Genomic DNA, 18,766 nt, shown 5'->3' with positions numbered 1-18,766 from the left:
GTTACGAACGGGTCCCTACCCTCGTGCCATGGACACGGAGAACGGCTGGTCACTGCGGGCGGGACGGGCCGAGGACGTCGAGGTCGTCGCCGAGCTGCGGGCCGTCGTCATGCGCGCGGACCTGGAGCGGCTCGGACGGTACGACGCGGGACGGGTCCGCCAGCGGTTCCGGGACGGCTTCTCGCCCGCGTACACCTCGATCGTCGAGACCGACGGCGCCCTGGCGGGATGCGTCACGCTCCGCCCCGACCCCGCCGGCGGCCTCCACCTGGAGCACTTCTACCTCGACCCCGCCCTCCAGGGCCGGGGGCTCGGCACCGCCGTGCTGCGGCACCTGACGGACCGCGCCGACACGGCCGGCGCCCCCGTCCGCCTCGCCGTCCTCCAGGGGAGCGCGGCCCGCCGGCTCTACGAGCGGGCCGGGTTCACCGTCGAGTCCGAGGACCCCGTCGACGTGCACATGGTCAGGGAGCCGGCGCCTCCCCGATGAGGGCGGTCGCGACCGTACGGAAGCCGAGCCGGGCGTAGAGGCGCTCCACGTCCGCGTCCGAGGCCGTCAGGAAGACCAGGCCGACGCCGCGCGCCCGGGCGTCCGCCACCAGCGCGGCGGTCACCGCGAGACCCAGGCCCCGGCGCCGGGCCTCCGGGCGGGTGCCGACGCCCACGACCTCCGCCACGTCCCCGACGGGCTGCGCCTGGCCGCCCGCCAGGGCCTCCCCGCTCGCCGTGTCGAAGCCGCCCGCGAGGACCGTCAGACCGGCCGTGATCCGGGCGGCGACCCGCCGCGCGTCACCGGGGCCCGGGGTCGCGCCGAAGGCCGCGTACGGGGCCGCGACGGCCGCCGCCAGGTTCGGATCGTCGGCGGCGAGGGTGCGGACGCGCGCGCCCGCGGGCGCCGGCACGGCGAGCGGTTCGCCCTCCAGGACCATCAGCGGGTGCTCGTGCACCACGATCCCGCTCGCCTCCACGGCGGCCCGCAGCCCGGGCGTCGTCTCCGCCACCCACTCGAACGCCTCCGGCAGCCCCAGCTCCCGCTGCCGGGCCCGCACCCGCTCCACGTCCTCCACCGTCGTCCCGCCGTCGTGCCCGGGCGTCGGGCGCGCGTAGAACGGCCACCCGTCGGCCCCCTCCCGCACGAAGAAGGTCAGCGGTCCGAAGTCCTCCGCGCGGGCGGAGGAGCGGGGCACGGCGTCGTAGTACGCCTCGATTCGGTTCAGCACGCGCGTCATCCAAGCACTCCGGCGGCGGAACCACCCGCGGATTTCCCGGCCGGGAACCACGGTGGGGCACGGGCACGTCACTGTCACCACCAGCGTGATCGACCGGGGGAGACGCCGATGAGGGGGACCCACACCTGTCCGGGGTGCGGGCGCGACGACCGGGTGCAGGCCGTGCCCGCCGTGTACGTCGCCGGCCGGGACGCCGTGACCGGCCGCGAACGCGGCCGGGACGGCGACACGAGGACCGTGACGCGGACGGTGACCACGGGGCTCTCCGACGCCCTCTCGCCCGTGCCGCGCCCGCCGTCCCACGGGATCGTCGCCCTCGGCGTGCTCGCCGCGCTCGTCTCGGTCGGCACCTTCGTCGGCGGTGTCCAGGCCGGGCACTGGTTCGAGGACCGGGCCGCGGACGGCCTCGCCGACGGGGTGCCGAGGGTGGGCGGGGTCTACCTCCTCCCGGAGGGCTCGGCCGCACCGGACTACACGCAGCCGCTGGGCTTGGCCCCGGCGCCCCCGCCCGACTTCGCGTACCTCGGCTGGATCTCGGCGGCGGCCCTGCTCGTCGCCGTCCTCGTGGCCGTCGTGACCCACCGCCGCCGGACCGCCTTCGCCCGGCTGACGGCGGGGCGCCCGAGGGCCGAGGAGCTCTGGTCGCGCGGCTGGTACTGCCACCGCTGCGGCACGGTCCACCTCGACGGCGTGCCCGGCGAGGACCGCGCGCCGCTCACCCTCCAGCGCTTCCGCGAGAAGGTCTGGCGACACGGCGGGTACGGGGAGCTGGCGGAGGAACAGCGGGCGGTGGACCCGATGCGGAGGTGACGCGCGCCCGCCCGCGTCGTACCCCTCGGAATCCCGCGCCGGAGCCCCTACCGTGCCGTCATGCGGATCTCGACCACGATCTTCCTGACCGACGAGACCATCTCGCCCGTGCGGCTCGCCCGCGAGCTGGAGGCGCGCGGCTTCGACGGGCTGTACCTGCCCGAGCACACCCACATCCCCGTCTCCCGGGAGACCGAGCACCCGGCGGGCGGCCGGGCCGCCCGCGAGTACGGCCGGACCCTCGACCCCTACGTCGCCCTCGCGCAGGCCGCCGCCGTCACCGAGCGGCTCGCGCTCGGCACCGGCATCTCCCTGCTCGCGCAGCACGACCCGATCGCGCTCGCCAAGCAGATCGCGACCCTCGACCACCTCTCCGGCGGACGGTTCACCCTCGGGCTCGGATACGGGTGGAACCGCGAGGAGGCCGCCGACCACGGCGTCGCCTGGGCCACCCGCCGGGACCTCGTCCACGACCGGCTCGCGCTGATGCGGGCCCTGTGGGCGACGGAACCGACCGCGTACGAGGGCGGGTTCGGGTACTCCGTGCGCGCCTCCGAGGCCTGGCCGAAGCCGGCCGGCGGCGCACCCCGCGTCCTGCTCGGCGGCGCCGCCGGGCCGAAGCTCTTCGCGGCGGTCGCCGAACGGACCGACGGCTGGATGCCGATCGGCGGCCGCGGGCTCACCGAGAACCTGCCGGTGCTGCGCGCCGCGTGGGAGCGGGCGGGGCGCGACCCGAAGGAACTGTGGATCGTCCCGTACGCCGTGCTCCCGAACCCCGGCAAGCTCGCCCACTACGCGGAGCTCGGCTGCGCCGAGACCGTGCTCCAGCTGCCGTCGGCCGGCGAGGACGAGGTGCTGCGGGTGCTCGACGCGTACGCGGAGTACCTGCCGTGACGACCGGCGGGGACCCTCCCTCCCCGCGCGGGGGCCGCTCGTATGCTCGGTGCATGACGGACCACCAGGCTGACCACCGGGCCGAACCCAAGTCTGACCAGCACGAGCGGCACGAGGAGGGGCGGCACACCGCGCCCCCGACCAGGAACGCGATGCGCCGGGCGCTGCGGCGCGCGCGGGACGGGGTCGCGCTCGACGTCGGCGAGGCGGCGGTGCTGCTGCGGGCGCGCGGCGAGGACCTGGCGGAGCTGGTGGCGGTCGCGGGGCGGGTGCGGGACGCCGGCCTCGAAGCGGCCGGGCGGCCCGGGGTGATCACGTACTCGAAGAGCGTGTTCATACCCCTGACCCGGCTCTGCCGGGACAAGTGCCACTACTGCACCTTCGTCACCGTGCCGGGGAAGCTGCGGCGCGAGGGGCACGGCATGTTCATGTCCCCGGACGAGGTCCTGGACATCGCCCGGCGCGGCGCCGCGCTCGGCTGCAAGGAAGCCCTCATCACGCTCGGCGACAAGCCGGAGGACCGGTGGCCGGAGGCGCGCGAGTGGCTGGACGCGCACGGCTACGACGACACCCTCGCGTACGTGCGGGCGATGTCGGTGCGGATCCTGGAGGAGACCGGGCTCCTGCCGCACCTCAACCCGGGCGTCATGTCGTGGACGGACTTCCAGCGGCTCAAGCCGGTCGCCCCCTCGATGGGGATGATGCTGGAGACCACCGCCACCCGGCTCTGGTCCGAGCCCGGCGGCCCGCACTTCGGCTCGCCGGACAAGGAACCGGCCGTGCGGCTGCGGGTGCTGGAGGACGCCGGGCGGTCGTCCGTCCCCTTCACCTCGGGGCTGCTCCTCGGGATCGGGGAGACGTACGAGGAGCGGGCCGACTCGCTCTTCGCGCTCCGCCGGGTCGCCCGCGCCTACCACGGCGTCCAGGAACTGATCATCCAGAACTTCCGGGCCAAGCCGGACACGGCGATGCGCTCGATGCCCGACGCCGAACTCGACGACCTGGTCGCGGCGGTGGCCGTCGCCCGCCTGATCATGGGCCCCTCCGCCTGCCTCCAGGCGCCGCCCAACCTGGTGGACGCCGAGTACGAGCGGCTGATCGCGGCCGGCATCGACGACTGGGGCGGGGTCTCCCCGCTCACCATCGACCACGTCAACCCGGAGCGCCCCTGGCCCCGGATCGACGAACTCGCCGAGCGCTCCGCCGCCGCCGGCTTCGAGCTGCGCGAACGGCTCTGCGTCTACCCGGAGTTCGTCCGCCGCGGCGAGCCCTGGCTGGACCCCCGGATCGTGCCGCACGTGCGCGCGCTCGCCGACCCGGAGACGGGCCTCGCGAACCCGGACGCGGTGGTCCGCGGCCTGCCGTGGCAGGAGCCCGACGAGGCCTTCGCCGCCACGGGCCGCACCGACCTGCACGCGACCATCGACACCGAGGGCCGGACGGGCGACCGGCGCGACGACTTCGACGAGGTGTACGGGGACTGGGAGGCGCTGCGGGAGGCCGCCGCGCCCGGCATGGTCCCCGAGCGGATCGACGCCGACGTCCGCGAGGCCCTCCGGGTCGCCGCCGACGACCCGACGAAGCTCACCGACGCGCAGGCCCTCGCCCTCTTCCACGCGGACGGTCCGGCGCTCGACGCGCTGTGCGCGGTCGCGGACGACGTGCGGAAGTCCGTCTCCGGCGACGAGGTGACGTACATCGTCACCAGGAACATCAACTTCACCAACGTCTGCTACACCGGCTGCCGCTTCTGCGCCTTCGCCCAGCGGCGGACCGACGCCGACGCGTACACCCTCTCCCTCGGCCAGGTCGCCGACCGCGCCCAGCAGGCGTGGGACGTCGGCGCGGTGGAGGTGTGCATGCAGGGCGGCATCCACCCGGACCTGCCCGGCACCGCGTACTTCGACATCGCCAGGGCCGTGAAGGAACGCGTTCCGGGCATGCACGTGCACGCCTTCTCCCCGATGGAGGTGGTCAACGGCGCCACCCGCACCGGTCTGTCGATCCGCGAGTGGCTGACGGCGGCGAAGGAGGCCGGGCTCGACTCGATCCCCGGCACGGCCGCCGAGATCCTCGACGACGAGGTCCGCTGGGTGCTGACGAAGGGCAAGCTGCCCACGGCCACCTGGATCGAGGTGATCACCACCGCCCACGAGCTGGGCCTGCGCTCGTCCTCGACGATGATGTACGGCCACGTGGACCAGCCCCGCCACTGGCTCGGCCACCTCCGCACCCTCGCCTCCCTCCAGCAGCGGACCGGCGGCTTCACGGAGTTCGTCACCCTCCCCTTCATCCACACCAACGCGCCCGTCTACCTCGCGGGCATCGCCCGCCCCGGCCCGACGGTCCGCGACAACCGCGCGGTGACGGCGATGGCCCGCCTCCTCCTCCACCCCCACATCCCCAACATCCAGACCAGCTGGGTGAAGCTGGGCGCGGAGGGCGCGGCCGAGATGCTCCGCTCCGGCGCGAACGACCTCGGCGGCACGCTGATGGAGGAGACCATCTCCCGTATGGCGGGGTCGAGCTACGGCTCGTACCGCTCCATCCGTGACCTGGAGGCGATCGCGGAGGCGGCCGGCCGGCCGTCCCGCCCCCGCACCACCCTCTACGGCGAGGTCCCGGCCGAGCGCCGGACGGCCGCCCGCGCCTCGGACGGCCACCTGCCGGAACTGCTGCCGGTGATCGAGGACTGAGGCGGTCGGCCCGCCGACGGGCCGGACTCCCCGCCCGCCTCGAAGGAGGCTTCGAGGCAGGCGGGGCGGACGTCGGGGAGGGGATCGCGCGTCCGTGGCCCGTGTCACGGGGGCCATGCGACGGATGGCGGGGGCCGACGGCGAAGCTCGGGTGAACTGGGGTCAAAAGCGGCCTGAAGGGCGTCCGATCACATAAGTCTTTGACCCCCGAACGGGCACACCCGGTCGATTAGAGTGCTGCGAAGACCGGTGAGAGAGCGGGACCTCGGACGGGGGAGGGCACGTCGTGACCACCACTGCCGCGGCCGTGTGGGGCCGCACCGAACAACAGGACTTCCGCTCGCGCGTCCGCGGCTGTCTGCTCGGCGCGGCCGTCGGCGACGCGTTCGGGGCGGGCGTCCACGAGCGGGCGCTGAAGGAGATCCGCGCGGCGCACGGCGAGGCGGGGCTCGCGGAACCCCCCGACGGCACCCTGACCGTCACCGCCGCCACCCAGATGGGCCTCTTCACCGTCGACGGCCTCATCCGCGCCCACGTCCGCCGCGACGGCGGTGTCTGGCACCCGCCCACCGAGATCCACCGGGCCCATCTGCGCTGGGCGGCCACCCAGCGCGACTGGGGCCCCGACGAACGGCGCCGCGACAACGGCTGGCTCGGCCGCCAGGAGTGGCTCTACGCCCGCCGAGGGGCGCCCCGCGCCTGCCTCACCGGCCTCGGCGACGAGCGCCTCGGCACCCCGGACCAGCCCAAGAACCCCGACGCCGGCGACTCCGGCGCGCTCGTCCGCTCCGCGCCGCTCGGGCTGCTCGTCGGCTGGGAGCCGCAGCTCGTCTGCCAGCTGGCCGTCGAATGCGCCGCCCAGACGCACGGCGCGCCCGCCGCGACGCTCGCGGCCGGCGCGCTCGCCGTCACCGTCCACGGCGTGGCCCGCGGCGCCTCCGTCGAAGCCGCCGCCGGTACGGCCCTGAGCCTGCTGGCCGCGCGCCCCGGCCACGAGCCGGTGACGGAGGCGCTGACGCGCGCCCTCGCGGCGGTACGCGAGGGGATCCCGGACGCGGAGCGCGTCACGGCCCTCGGCGCGGACGAGGACCGCGCGGAGGGGCAGCTGGCGGCGGCCGTCTACTGCGCCCTGGTGGGCGAGGACGTCCGCCACGGACTGCGCCTGGCCGTCAACCACGACGGCCCGTCGGCCGTCACGGCCGCGGTCGCCGGCGCGCTCCTCGGCGCCCAGCACGGCGAGACGGCCCTCCCCCCGGCCTGGCTCGCGGCGGTGGAGGGCCGCGGGACGATCCTGGAACTGGCCGACGACTTCGCCATGGAACTGACCCAGTCCACCACCCTCCACACCCCCACCTGGCACACCCGCTACCCCACGCCCTGACGCGCCGCCGTTCCCCCGCGGGGCCGGGCCCGCGGGGGAGCCGCCGGGCGGGGTCAGCGCATCAGCTCGCCCGCGTTGACCAGGAGGGACTGGCCCGTGATCGCGCGGGCCCGCGCCGACGCCAGGAAGGCCACCGCGTCGGCGACGTCCGAGTCCGTCGCCAGCTCCGGGAGGGCCATGCGGGAGGCGAGGCGTGCCAGGACCTCCGCCTCCTCCACCGCCTCCGTCTGCGCCGTGAAGCGGACGAACGCCTCGACCGGCGGACCCCACATCCACCCGGGCAGCACCGTGTTGACCCGGATCCGGTCCGGCCCCAGCTCCCGCGCCAGCGAGTACATCGCCGAGGTCAGGGCCCCTTTGGACGCCGCGTACGCCGCCTGCTGCACCTGGGTCGGCGCGGCGACCGCCGACTGCGTGCCGATGAAGACGACCGAGCCGCCCCCGCCCGCCCGCAGCGCCGGCAGGCACGCCCGGGTCATCCGCAGCGTCCCGAGGAGGTTGACGTCGAGCACGCCCTGCCAGGTCGTGAAGTCCGCGTCGGCGAGCCCGCCGAAGTACGAGTCCCAGGCCGCCACGTGGACGACGGCGTCGATGCCGCCGAACCGGTCGACCGCGAGCGCGGCGAGTCGCCCGCACTGCGCCTCGTCGGTGACGTCCGTCTCCCGGTGGGCGGTGTGCCGGCCCGACGGGTCGATCGCGGCCGCGGTCTTGACGAGGTTGGCCTCGGTCCGCGCGCCGAGGACCGCGTTGCCCCCGTCGCGTACCACCGCCTCCGCGACCCGGTGACCGAGACCGGTCCCGACGCCCGACACGACGACCGTCTTCCCCTGGAGCAGCATCCGGGTGTCTCCCGCCTCTGGTCACTGATCTGACGGTCCGTCAGAGTAGGTGCCCCGAGCCGCACAGGGAAGAGGGAAGGGAGAGGGCGATGAGCGACGCCGAACAGTACGGGGAGCTGGCCGCCACCGGGCCGTACGGGGTCCGGCCCGGGCACGCGCTGATCACCATGGTGGAGCCGCATCCGGGGCACGAGTACGCGTACAACCGCTGGTACGAGGACGACCACTACTACGCCGGGGCGATGGCGATGCCCTGGATGTACGCGGGCCGCCGCTGGGTCGCCACCCGCGACCTCCAGGAGCTCCGGACGCCCGAGAAGTCCGCCGTCGCCCAGCCGGTCACCGCCGGCTGCTACCTCTCCACGTACTGGATCACCGACGGCCGCTACGACGAGCACATGAAGTGGACCGTCGCCATCAACAAGCGGCTCAACCGCGACGCCCGCGTCTACCACGACCGCACCCACGTCTTCACGTCCTTCCAGGACCACGAGACGACGGTCTACCGGGACGGGGCGGCCGGCCCGCGCGACTTCCACGCCCTCGACCACCCCTACGCGGGGCTGATCCTCCAGGTCGTGGACTGCGCCGGGCCGGAGGAGCGCGCGGCCCTCCTCGAACGGCTCGTCGCCCGCGAGCTCCCGCGCCGGCTCGCCGGTTCCCCCGCCGCGATGGTGACGGTCTTCCGCCCGACGCCGCTGCCCGGCGACCGGATGACGTACGTGAGGCAGGTGGAGGGCGTCGACACCCGGCTCACCCTGCTCTGGTTCCTGGAGCGGGACCCGCGCGACGACTGGGCCGGGCACTTCGCCGACCTCGGCACCCTCGGGGGCGACTCCGGTCGGGTGGAACTCGTCGCGCCCTTCGTCCCCACCGTCCCGGGTACGGACCGGTACGTGGACCGGCTCAGGTGACGGACTCCCGGTGCCGGCGGCCGTGCCGGCGCCGGACATGAGCGAGCCCTCTCGGCCAGGACGGCGGACCGGACGAGAGGGCGCTCTGCGGGTGCTGCGGGACTCAGAGGGCCCCGTTGCTCACCTGGCCGACGAAGGAGTTCCACGAGCCCGGTCCGAAAGAGAGGGACGGGCCTTCGGGGGCCTTGGAGTCGCGGACGGCGATGGCGGCGACGACCGGCGACTTCACCTCGACGCAGGCGCCGTTGCCGCCGGAGTAGGAGGACTTGGTCCAGTTGTCGGTGGCACCCTGGATGATGGCCATGATGTGCTCAGCTCCGGTTCTGCCCGAGGGGGCGTGAGTGTCGGTGCCGGCGTGATCTCCACCGGCCTGATCGACGCTACTCGCCGGTCCCGAGCGACGGGACCGGCGTTCACACGACCGGGTGGCATATTCCAACTGGGCTTCCGTCGGCCCGAGTCGGGGGTGTACCGTACCTGCCCCCTGTGGTTCAGACCTGTCCGCGCAACCCCTCCGGGCGCCTGACCTGCCGGAACCGCCCCGAATACCGGGACTGTCAGCCCTGGGCGTATTTCTTCGCGATGTCGGCCACGAACTCCCGCGTCTGCTCCACGCCCAGCGCCTGCGCCCGCAGATGCTCGTACATGAAGCTGTACTTCGACACGTCCGGCCCCTTCTCCAGGTACAGGTCGCTCGTCACGCCCTCGATGTAGACGACGCTGGAGTCGGAGGCGTCCGGGAACTCCAGGATCGAGTACTGACCGCTGATGCCCGGGTGCGCGCCGGTGTCGAAGGGCAGCACCTGCACGGTCACGTGCGGCAGGTGCGACTGCTCGACGAGGTGCTCCAGCTGCTCGACCATCAGCTGCCGGTTGCCGACGACCCGGCGCAGCGCGGCCTCGTCGATGACCGCCCAGAGGCGCAGCGGGCGCTCCTCGTCGCGGATCCGGTCCTGGCGGCGGGTGCGGACGGTGGCCCGCTTCTCGATGTCGGCCGGCGTCGACTCGGGCAGCGCGCCGGAGATGACGGCGGTGGCGTACGCACGGGTCTGGAGCAGTCCGGGGATGATCTGCGGCTCGTAGACGCGCAGGCTCTGGGCGTCCGTCTCCAGGCCGATGTAGACGCTGTACGGGATGTCGCCGAAGGCGTGCCACCAGCCCTGCTGCCGCGAGTCCTTGGCCATCTGCATGAGGGAGTTGACCATCGCCTCGTCCTCGACCTCGTACACCCCGCACAGGTCGCGCACATCGCGCTGGCTGATGGAGCGGCGGCCGTTCTCGAGGCGGCTGATCTTGGACTGGGAGACGAGGAGGCGCTCGGCGACCTGCTCGGCCGTCATGCCCTTGCCCTCGCGGAGCTTGCGCAGCTCCTGCCCCAATCGGCGTCGCCTGACGGTGGGGTTGACACTGGACGCCACGGAAACTGCACCTCCGGCTGCTGTCTGCGATGCGTAGCTGTGAGTATCTACTGCTTGGCAGACTGCCACCAAAGGTGTGGCGTGCGCTGGGAAAACCCGACAACGCGGTGCCGGGGACGCGGATGTGCGGGACGCCCGGAGGCGCCCCGCACACCTTGTGCGGCTCCCGGAAGGGTTCTGTGGTGCCGTGGTGCGGCGGTGCGTGGTGCGGAGGCCGTGCGCCCGCCTCAGTGGGCGGCGGCGCGCACCATGCCACCGCGCGGCTGGGCGGGTACGCCCTGGCCGCTCCGGCGCGGCTGTGCGGCCGCGCCGTTCTGGACGTCCATCACGGCGTGCGCCACGAGTCCGCCCATGGGGTCGTGCCGGATCAGGTCGCGCAGCCGGGACCGCGACGACCGTCCTTCGTTACCCGGGTACAGGTGCTTGCCGAGTCCGACCGCGTGGGCCAGTGCGGCGAGCGCCGCGGTCCGCGGGTCCGGGGGTACCCCGGTGCGGATCGCACTGTCCAGCCGGGCCTTGATCTCCCGGCTGATCGCCGTGTCCGTCGCCTGGTAGCGAGTCGTCGGCAGCACCCCGCACATCTGGCCCTCCACGGCATGCACCATGCCGCATCGCTCCAGATGCGAGAGATACGTCTGGCGGAGCCCCAGTCGGGGTCCGCCGATCCAGTGGACGGCCCGTACCGGACTGCCGCGCCTGCGCAGCAGTTCCAGTGCGGAGTCCAGAGTCGGATCTCCGGTCGGCCGTGGCATCACCACGGCGATACGATCCCCGTCAGGGGCTATCCGTCCTGCCAGGGCCAGCTCTACTAGCTGTGCTCCGGCCAGGCCCAGATCGAGCGACTGCGGCTGCGCTGTGGTACCCGTGGTCGGGTCCAGAGCGAGCAGCAGAAGCTCCTCCGGAATGGTTCTGCGGCTCCTGCCCATCCATGCCTCCCCGCGTGGATGAATGACAGGGTGACCCCTCTCACATTCATCTGTCGAGAGTGCCTGGGTGGTTCGTCCGGGAACCAGTAGGTATGTCGTTCTCGTCTAGCACGGGAGCCAAGGGGTTCACACAGGACACTGGTAGACGGTTCGGACGTACGCATGACGCATGGAGGAGGCACGGTGGCGGGCGAGTCCCCCGACAGGGCGGAGCAGCAGGGGTCGTCGGAGGGGAGGACGCCGTCGGCGTCGTCGACGGTTGCCTCCTCGGAGTCCCCGGCGTCCGCGGTGGCAGCGCCGGCTCCGGTGGACCAGCCGACGGCGGTCTTCAAGACCCTCGCGCCGCGCACGCCGGAGGACGACGCGGAGACGGCGGCGAAGTCGCCGGCCGGGTCGGTCGAGTCGGTCGAGTCGGTCGAGCCGGCCCGGTCGGCTGAGGAATCGATTCCCGAGCCCGCCGAGGCTGCCGACGGGACCGAGGCGCCCGAGGAGCCCGAAGCCACCGAAGAGGCCGCGCCCGAGGGCGACCGTCTGAAGCAGGCCGTGGCGGCGTGGGTCGCCACGGCGGCGAAGACGGACGAGGCCGAGAGCGAGACCGAGGTCGAGGCCGAGAGCGACGCCGCCGCCGACGCGGAGTCGGCGGCCGAGCCCGCCGCCGAGGCGGAGCCGGTGGTCGAGGACGCCGACGCGACGCCCGAGGCCGCTGGGACGCCTGAGGCCGTCGAGGCGTCCGCCGACGCCGAGAAGCCCGCGTCCGCGCCCGAGGAGCCCTCCGAGGCCGCCGACGCGCCCGCGGAGGCCCCCGCGGCGGCCGCCGGGGCGACGAAGGCGTCGGACCCGTCGTGGTTCGCCGCGAAGAAGCCGGAGTCGAAGGCCGAGGCGGCCGACGAGCCCGGGACGGCCGAGCCCGAGCCCGGGGCGGCCACCGGTGACGCCGCCGCGCCCGCGGGCGGCCCGGTCGACCAGCCCACCACCATGTTCCGCGCCGTCCGTCCGCCGGCCGCGCCCGCCGTGGACCAGCCGACGACCGCGCTCAAGCTGCCCCGTGACGCCGCGGGCCTCGGCTCCGACAGCGAGCGGACCAGCACCTTCGTACCGCTGCGTCCGGACATCCCGGCCGACCGGAAGGCGGCGAAGCCCCAGGCGCCCGCCGCCGAGCCCGCCGCCAAGCCGGCCGCTCCGGTCACCCCGCAGCCCGCCAAGCCGCAGGCGAAGACCGGCGCGCCCGCGGCCGCGCCGATTCCCGCGCCCTCCCTCGCGGAGCCCGAGCGGACGCGGCAGCAGCCGCTCCCGCCGCTGCCCCCGCTCGACCTGCTCGCCGAGCTGACGAACACCCCGCCCCCGCCGCCGAACGCCTGGCGCACGACCCTGCGACGGGTCCGCATCTGGACCCCGCTGGTCCTGCTCCTCCTGATCGTGTTTGCGATCGTGCAGATGGTCCGGCCCCTGCCGGCGGCCGTGCTGAAGCTCTCCGGGACGCCGGCGTACACCTTCTCGGGCGGCGCGCTCACGATGCCGTGGCCCGGCGAGGGCCAGGGCGCGGTGGAGGTCGAGGGCGTCGGCTCCATGGGCACGTACGGGGCGCAGAAGCCGGCCCCGATCGCGTCCGTGACGAAGACGATGACCGCGTACGTGATCCTCCGCGACCACCCGATCAAGGGGAAGCAGAAGGGCCCCGAGATCACCGTCGACAAGAAGGCCGCCGAGCAGGCGAAGGCGGCGCACGAGTCGACGGCGCCCGTGAAGGAGGGCCAGACCTACACGGAGAAGGAGCTCCTGCAGCTCCTGATGATCCCGTCGGCCAACAACGTCGCCCGGCTGCTCGCGCGCTGGGACGCCGGCTCGGAGCAGGCGTTCGTCGACAAGATGAACGCCGCCGCCAAGGAGCTGGGCATGACCCAGTCCCGGTACACGGACCCGTCCGGCCTGCTCGACTCCACCGTCTCGACGCCGCGGGACCAGCTGAAGCTGGCGAAGGCGGTCATGAAGTTCGACGTGTTCCGCGAGATCGTGGACATGCCGAACGCCACCATCGAGGGCGTCGGCTACATCGAGAACAACAACAGCCGGCTGCTGCTCAAGGACGGGGTGACCGGCATCAAGACCGGGTCCTCCACCCCCGCGGGCGGCAATCTGCTCTGGTCGGCGAACACGATCGTCGACGGCAGGACCCACCGCATCCTGGGCATCGTGATGGGCGCGCAGAACGCCGAGCGGCTCAACGACAAGCTGGAGCTGTCGCTGGACTACAGCTACGAGCTGATCAAGAAGGCGCAGGACGACGTCACCTCCGCGACCGTCGTGAAGAAGGGCCAGGTCCTCGGTTACGTCGACGACGGCCTGGGCGGCCGGACGCCGGTCGTGGCGACGAAGGAGATCAAGGCGGTCGGCTGGCCGGGCCTGAAGCTCGACCTGGAGCTGACCGACGGCGGCAAGGCCGTCCCCCACTCCGGCAAGGCCGGGGACGTCGTCGGCACCGTCTCGATCGGCGAGGGCCCGGCCAGGGCCAGCGCCCCGGTGGCCCTCCAGTCCGACCTGGTGGAGCCCGGCTTCGACAAGAAGCTGACCCGCGTGGGCTGACCCCTCGGGAGTACGGACGGCAGGGCGCCCCGGACGGCCGGGGCGCCCTGCTGTTAGCGTCTTCGGGGGCCGGACGCGCCCCCGAGGCCGCGGGAACCGCACGGGAACCGCACCGGAACGGCGCGGGAGCCGCACGGAAGCAGTACGGGCAGCAGCACGGGAAAGGGCCGCAGTGACCACCGCCGAGCCGACACGCGCGGGCCGCAGCGAGGCCTCCACCGACCGGTCCGCCACGGACCGGGACGCCACGCCCCGGGACCCCCGACCGCACTCCCCGCAGGACGCCGGGCCGTCCGTCGCGCAGGATGGCACTCGGGAGGCCGCCCCGGCCTCCGGCACCACCCCACCCTCCACCCCCGGTTCACCGTCGCGAATAGTGCTCCCGAACCAGCGCGCCGCCCCCGAGCGGACCTCGCCCCAGGACCCGGCCGCAGCCCCGTCTGCGTCGCCGTCCTCGCCCCCGCCTCCGCCGCGGCGCCGCAAGCGCCGCTACCCCGTGATGGTGGCGACGGGCGTCGCCGCGCTCCTCCACGTCCTGTGGTTCTTCTACTTCGCGAACAGCGGCGGCGACCTCGCGGCGCAGGACGCCTGGGCCGAGTTCGTCGGCCGGCACCCCGACTCCGCGTACAACCTGGCCTGGTACGGGGGCATGCACCCGGTCTCGTACAGCGTGGTCTCGCCGTACGTGATGTCGGTGCTCGGCGTCCGCTCGACGATGATGATCGCGGGGACGCTCTCCGCCGCCCTGACCGCGCTGATCCTGGTCCGGGTGCCGGCCGTCCGGAACCCGATGGCCTGCTCGCTCGCGGGCGTCTTCGCCTTCCTCTGCAACGCGCTGTCGGGCCGGGTCACCTTCGGCCTCGGCATGATGTTCGCGGTCGGCGCGGTCGCCGCCGTCTTCTGCTGGCCGCACCGCTGGCGCCGCAAACGGTGGGCGAAGGCCGCGGTCGCGGCGCCGCTCGCCGGGCTGGCGACGGCGTGCAGCCCGGTCGCGGGACTCTTCCTCGGCGTGGTGGCGGCGGCGCTCTTCCTCAACAAGCGGAGGCCGGGCGCGTACGCCATCGGCCTCGCCCCGGTCGCGGTCGTCGCGGTCTCCTCCTGGCTCTTCCCCTTCTCCGGCACCCAGCCGATGTCCTTCGGGTCGACGTCGCTTCCGCTGCTCTTCGGGATCCTCGTCCTCGTCCTCGTGCCGAGGGACTGGCGCACGGTCCGCACGGCCGCCGCCTGCTACACCGTCGGCACCTTCCTGACCTGGCTGATCGACTCCCAGATCGGCTCCAACATCTCGCGGCTGCCGATGCTCTTCGCGGGCGTGGCGCTGCTCGCGGCGCTGCCGTACACGCGCCCGCGCTCGCGCCGCTGGTACGCGCTCGTCGTCGCCTTCCTCGGCCTGAACTTCTGGATCGGCTTCAAGGGCGTCGACGACGTGATCCGCACCCGCCCCGACGCCTCCTGGGCCTTCGAGGTGGCGCCGCTGATCAACCAGCTCCAGGTGCGGGAGGCGCAGAAGGCGCGGGTCGAGGTCGTCCCGGCCTCCAGCCACCGCGAGTCCTCGGCGCTCAGCCCGTACATCAACCTGGCGCGCGGCTGGAACCGGCAGGCGGACATGGAGCGCAACCCGCTCTTCTACGACGACACCCTCAACGCCGTGAACTACCGCGAGTGGCTCCACCGCTGGGCCGTCCGGTACGTCGTCCTGCCCACCGGCGCCCCCGACTCCGGCGCCGCCCTCGAAGCCGAGCTCGTCGACGAGGGCCTGCCCTACCTGAACCAGATCTGGTCCGACGCGAACTGGCGGCTGTACGAGGTCGCCGGCGCCACCCCGCTCGCCGACGCCCCGGCGCAGGTCGAGCGCGCCGCGGAGAACGAGGTCGTCCTCCACCTGGACCGCCCGGCCCGCGTCAGGATCCGCGTCCCCTACTCGCCGTGGCTGGCGCTGATGGACGAGAACGGCGGCAAGCTGGAGCCCCCGCAGGAGACCGAGGAGTCGAAGCTGGCGCGGGAGGAGTCCGAGACGGAACTCCCGAAGGTCTTCGCCAACGAGAACGGCTGCCTGGTGAAGGCCGAGCCGGACGACCAAGGCGACGAGTGGACGGAACTGGTCGCCCCCAAGGCGGGTACGTACCGCCTGGCGGCCCCGTACAAGCTCTTCCCGCGCGGCACGGCCTGCCCGGAGGAACTGCGCTGAGGTCCCCCTGCCGCGGTCACCCATAAGGAGGGTGAACGCGGCAGGGGACTGCTCACACGCGGGTACGGGCCCTAGGGTCGTCCCATGCGGCAGGAACCAACTGAATCGGGGCGGGCGGACGTGACGGACGCGGGGGACGGGACGGCGGGCGTGGCGACGGAGACGCGCCCCGGCCCGGAGGCGGGGGAGACCCCCCGGGCGCCCGGGCGCCGCCGGCTCTCCCCCTGGGCGGAGTACCCGCTCCTGGCCGTGGTCGCCCTGGGCCTCGCCTTCCTGATCAAGACCTTCCTGGTACAGGCGTTCCTGATCCCCTCGGGCTCCATGCAGAACACCCTCCAGGAAGACGACCGGGTCCTCGTCGACAAACTCACCCCGTGGTTCGGCTCGGAACCCGACCGGGGCGAGGTCGTCGTCTTCCGCGACCCCGCCGACTGGCTCGCCGGCCACGAACTGAAGCCCCCCGGCACCGTCCAGAAGGCCCTCGGCTTCGTCGGCCTGATGCCCGCGGCCGGCGAACAGCACCTGATCAAGCGGGTCATCGGCGTGGCGGGCGACACGGTCGAATGCGCGGGCACCGGCCCCCTCAAGCTCAACGGCACCCCGCTCGCGGAGCCGTACGTCTACGAGGGCAACACCCCGTGCAGCGACGACGAGGGCGGCCGCTTCAAGGTCACCGTCCCCGCCGGCCGGCTCTGGGTCATGGGCGACCACCGCCAGGCCTCCCAGGACTCCCGCTACCACCAGAACGACGGCCACGGCGGCATGGTCCCCCTCACCGACGTGGTCGGCCGGGCCGTCGTCGTCGCCTGGCCCGTCCCCCACTGGTCGCCGCTCCCGGTCCCGGACACCTTCGAACCCGGGAACTGACACCACCGGACGGAACACCGAAGGGCACCCGGCGACCTCGCCGGGTGCCCTTCCGCCGTGGACGCCGAAGGGGCAGCCACCGCATGCGGTGACTGCCCCTCTGCCTGGTGCCCCCGGCAGGATTCGAACCTGCGACACCCGCTTTAGGAGAGCGGGAGGGTGAACCTCGTCTTGACCTGCGTGGTTGCGGTACTGGCCGATCTACCGCGCAGCTCCCTAGACGCTCCTCGTTCCCCGTGAGTCCCCGCGCGATCTGGCAGGGATGTGGCGCGGGGACCTCCACCGACCTGCAAGTCAGCGCTCGGCAGCCGGGGGCTGCGGGGCGGGGGCTTGGCAGTTGTGCTCCATGAATCCCTCAGGCACGCTGTTGCCGCACTTGGCGCAGTCGGGTGCTCCCAACATGGCCAGGTTGAAGTCCAGTGCCTCCAAGATCGCATGATCGGAGCAGTAGCGCGTACCTGGTTGAGTCGCGTTGCTGCAGCCGTCGTCAGCCAGGTAATTGCAGGTCGTCGACACGACACCACCCCCATCTTGAGTTGGCCTAGCCTGCGCTAGACCGGTGGTAGATCATAGGTCGCTACAGCCTTTGGGCGCTGGCTCCGGCCACCCCACCATGGCTCACTCCTCCTGGCATCGCCCCACCCGTCTTCCAAGTCCGCTGGTGTCGTGTGGCGTGAGCATGAGGCGGTGGATCTGCATTCGCACTGGGCTGACAATCCATCGGACACCAGCTTCGCGCCTGCCCTGAACAGCCTGCAGGCACTCCGTGCCAGAATCCAGACATCTAGTGTCGATTTCGATCAAAGTGCGCCATTATGGATCTTCTTGACTCTATGATACGAGCACCCTGAGAGGAGGGCGCACGTGATCCTGCGCGAGTTCCTGTATGTGGACACTGACAAAGTCAGGGCAATGCTGGCTCAACTCGAAGGAGGCGTTGCGGAGGAGTCAAGGGAGACTGAACGCAAGGAAAGAAGGACGACTGTCGGGCCGCGAGTTGCCGGCCAATATTTCCAGGGCGCTGGAAGTGAAACGTACACCAATAAGTCTCTCGGTGACGCCTTGTTTCCAATGCTCGAAGACTCTTTGGAGTCAGAATCGCTACTCCGGGACATCTCTGAAGAGGTTTCTGACCCGCAGCAGTGGAGCTCTGGTGAACTAAAGAGAGGGTTGCCGCCGGGATCATTGGTCCGAATTACGGCAATGGGCTCCCTGTTCGATACGCGTTATGCGGCCTCGGCGTTCTCCGCGTTTGGCTCTGTCGTGATGGGGCTCAATGATCTCGGCCTCATTCCAGCTATCAATCCTGCAAGTCAAGGAAAAGCAAAACAGGGGCAGCAGGGGCGTACATCTAAGCAGAGGATGACAGACGGTCCCGTCGCTCTCGAGGATTCAATCCCTGACTTTCCTGACATCGGGGGTGCCGACGGGAAGACGTTGAGAGCGTTCGTGCGGGTCTCTAAGGGTGTTTTTGCGCCCGGCCTTCATGTGAACCTTACCCCCGTAGAAGGTGTCTTGATCAGCTCGCGCCTTCAGGAAGGGCGCCAATACCTGGACAGCGAATCCGATATCCTTTTCGCCCGATACGGGACTGAGCGGCAAGAGTGGACCGTAGTCGGCAGCGTCGGAAGCTACGGCACGGAGGAGACATCGCTACCTCATATGGAATTCCACAATGCGGACGGGGCGGTGAATCGAGCAAAGTTTGCCGATTCCCTGAACGCTCAGATGCGAAACCTTGGCCGTCTTGGGTTTATCGACCTTCCGCAACAGCCGGGTTTCTCGCTCATTCCATTCGCCGTTTATCGGTCAATCCCTCGGAGTGGTGCCGGGGCGATTGTCGAATTGGGCCAGTAGTTCCCAGGGAAATCCAGATCCTACCCAAGGCCGCATCTTGGCAGGTGCGACCTGAGTAACCACCACTCGCCCCAACTCCCATCCCGTCTGCCGTCGACCCACACACCGTGGAGCAGGCGCGGTGCCGGGCGTCCAGGTGGAGCGCGCCACTGTACGAACGACCTGGA

At 72.3% G+C, this 18,766-nt stretch carries 15 protein-coding genes and 1 tRNA gene; 10 read left to right on the top strand and 6 right to left on the bottom strand.

All coding sequences use genetic code 11. From position 1 onward, the window contains the following. Positions 1-28: 28 nt before the first annotated feature. The gene (locus ACFQ8C_RS14565; RefSeq protein WP_383456496.1) at positions 29-490 is read left to right on the top strand and encodes a GNAT family N-acetyltransferase; all 462 of its coding nucleotides are present in this window, start codon (positions 29-31) and stop codon (positions 488-490) included. On the opposite strand, the gene ACFQ8C_RS14560 is transcribed toward ACFQ8C_RS14565, so the two are convergent. Next, complete coding sequence (locus tag ACFQ8C_RS14560; RefSeq protein WP_383456494.1) at positions 465-1,229, bottom strand: GNAT family N-acetyltransferase; 765 nt, start codon at positions 1,227-1,229, stop codon at positions 465-467. The genes ACFQ8C_RS14565 and ACFQ8C_RS14560 overlap by 26 nt on opposite strands. A 108-nt stretch (positions 1,230-1,337) precedes the next feature. On the opposite strand from ACFQ8C_RS14560, the gene ACFQ8C_RS14555 reads away from it, so the two are divergent. From ACFQ8C_RS14555 to ACFQ8C_RS14540, 4 genes are all read left to right on the top strand, one after another. Then, entirely contained in the window at positions 1,338-2,039 is a 702-nt protein-coding gene (locus ACFQ8C_RS14555) for a hypothetical protein (RefSeq protein ID WP_383456491.1), read from the top strand. Between the two features lie 60 nt (positions 2,040-2,099). After that, positions 2,100-2,933 (top strand): TIGR03619 family F420-dependent LLM class oxidoreductase, encoded by an 834-nt coding sequence (locus ACFQ8C_RS14550; RefSeq protein WP_383456489.1) that lies wholly within the window; start codon positions 2,100-2,102, stop codon positions 2,931-2,933. Positions 2,934-3,085: 152 nt separating this feature from the next. Continuing rightward, positions 3,086-5,629 carry a bifunctional FO biosynthesis protein CofGH gene (locus ACFQ8C_RS14545; protein ID WP_383456575.1) on the top strand — a complete coding sequence of 848 codons (2,544 nt, stop codon included), beginning with the start codon at positions 3,086-3,088 and terminating at the stop codon, positions 5,627-5,629. 286 nt (positions 5,630-5,915) lie between these two features. Beyond that, the gene (locus ACFQ8C_RS14540) at positions 5,916-7,010 is read left to right on the top strand and encodes an ADP-ribosylglycohydrolase family protein (protein ID WP_383456486.1); all 1,095 of its coding nucleotides are present in this window, start codon (positions 5,916-5,918) and stop codon (positions 7,008-7,010) included. 53 nt (positions 7,011-7,063) lie between these two features. Here ACFQ8C_RS14540 and ACFQ8C_RS14535 read toward each other — a convergent pair whose 3' ends face one another. Beyond that, positions 7,064-7,849 (bottom strand): SDR family oxidoreductase, encoded by a 786-nt coding sequence (locus ACFQ8C_RS14535; protein ID WP_383456484.1) that lies wholly within the window; start codon positions 7,847-7,849, stop codon positions 7,064-7,066. Positions 7,850-7,938: 89 nt separating this feature from the next. On the opposite strand from ACFQ8C_RS14535, the gene ACFQ8C_RS14530 reads away from it, so the two are divergent. Next, on the top strand, positions 7,939-8,763 hold the full coding sequence (locus ACFQ8C_RS14530; protein WP_383456481.1) for a hypothetical protein: 825 nt from the start codon (positions 7,939-7,941) through the stop codon (positions 8,761-8,763). 103 nt (positions 8,764-8,866) lie between these two features. Here the strand turns inward: ACFQ8C_RS14530 and ACFQ8C_RS14525 are convergent, their stop codons facing one another. The 3 genes from ACFQ8C_RS14525 to ACFQ8C_RS14515 all read right to left on the bottom strand — a co-directional run bounded on the left by ACFQ8C_RS14525 (position 8,867) and on the right by ACFQ8C_RS14515 (position 11,107). After that, positions 8,867-9,067 (bottom strand): DUF397 domain-containing protein, encoded by a 201-nt coding sequence (locus tag ACFQ8C_RS14525; RefSeq protein WP_376598780.1) that lies wholly within the window; start codon positions 9,065-9,067, stop codon positions 8,867-8,869. Positions 9,068-9,320: 253 nt separating this feature from the next. Beyond that, on the bottom strand, positions 9,321-10,181 hold the full coding sequence (locus tag ACFQ8C_RS14520; RefSeq protein ID WP_383456478.1) for a helix-turn-helix domain-containing protein: 861 nt from the start codon (positions 10,179-10,181) through the stop codon (positions 9,321-9,323). A gap of 227 nt (positions 10,182-10,408) precedes the next feature. Beyond that, positions 10,409-11,107 carry a GPP34 family phosphoprotein gene (locus tag ACFQ8C_RS14515; RefSeq protein ID WP_383456475.1) on the bottom strand — a complete coding sequence of 233 codons (699 nt, stop codon included), beginning with the start codon at positions 11,105-11,107 and terminating at the stop codon, positions 10,409-10,411. A 306-nt stretch (positions 11,108-11,413) separates the two neighbouring features. On the opposite strand from ACFQ8C_RS14515, the gene ACFQ8C_RS14510 reads away from it, so the two are divergent. The 3 genes from ACFQ8C_RS14510 to lepB all read left to right on the top strand — a co-directional run bounded on the left by ACFQ8C_RS14510 (position 11,414) and on the right by lepB (position 16,742). Further along, positions 11,414-13,687, top strand: a complete 2,274-nt coding sequence (locus ACFQ8C_RS14510) for a D-alanyl-D-alanine carboxypeptidase family protein (RefSeq protein ID WP_383456473.1) — start codon at positions 11,414-11,416, stop codon at positions 13,685-13,687. A gap of 499 nt (positions 13,688-14,186) precedes the next feature. Continuing rightward, positions 14,187-15,875 carry an MFS transporter gene (locus tag ACFQ8C_RS14505; protein ID WP_383456573.1) on the top strand — a complete coding sequence of 563 codons (1,689 nt, stop codon included), beginning with the start codon at positions 14,187-14,189 and terminating at the stop codon, positions 15,873-15,875. Between the two features lie 84 nt (positions 15,876-15,959). Continuing rightward, positions 15,960-16,742, top strand: coding sequence for a signal peptidase I (gene lepB / locus ACFQ8C_RS14500; RefSeq protein WP_383456470.1), 783 nt, complete (start codon positions 15,960-15,962; stop codon positions 16,740-16,742). A gap of 105 nt (positions 16,743-16,847) precedes the next feature. Here the strand turns inward: lepB and ACFQ8C_RS14495 are convergent. Next, positions 16,848-16,939, bottom strand: a tRNA-Ser gene (locus tag ACFQ8C_RS14495). 667 nt (positions 16,940-17,606) lie between these two features. On the opposite strand from ACFQ8C_RS14495, the gene ACFQ8C_RS14490 reads away from it, so the two are divergent. Next, a complete protein-coding gene (locus ACFQ8C_RS14490) occupies positions 17,607-18,599 on the top strand; it encodes a hypothetical protein (RefSeq protein WP_383456467.1) in 993 nt (330 codons plus the stop codon). Positions 18,600-18,766 lie beyond the last annotated feature (167 nt).

It is taken from the genome of Streptomyces sp. NPDC056503, from assembly GCF_042794995.1.
Lineage (GTDB): Bacteria > Actinomycetota > Actinomycetes > Streptomycetales > Streptomycetaceae > Streptomyces.
The sequence above is the reverse complement of the archived record's forward strand: the minus strand, read 5'-3'. Positions and strand labels throughout refer to the sequence as shown.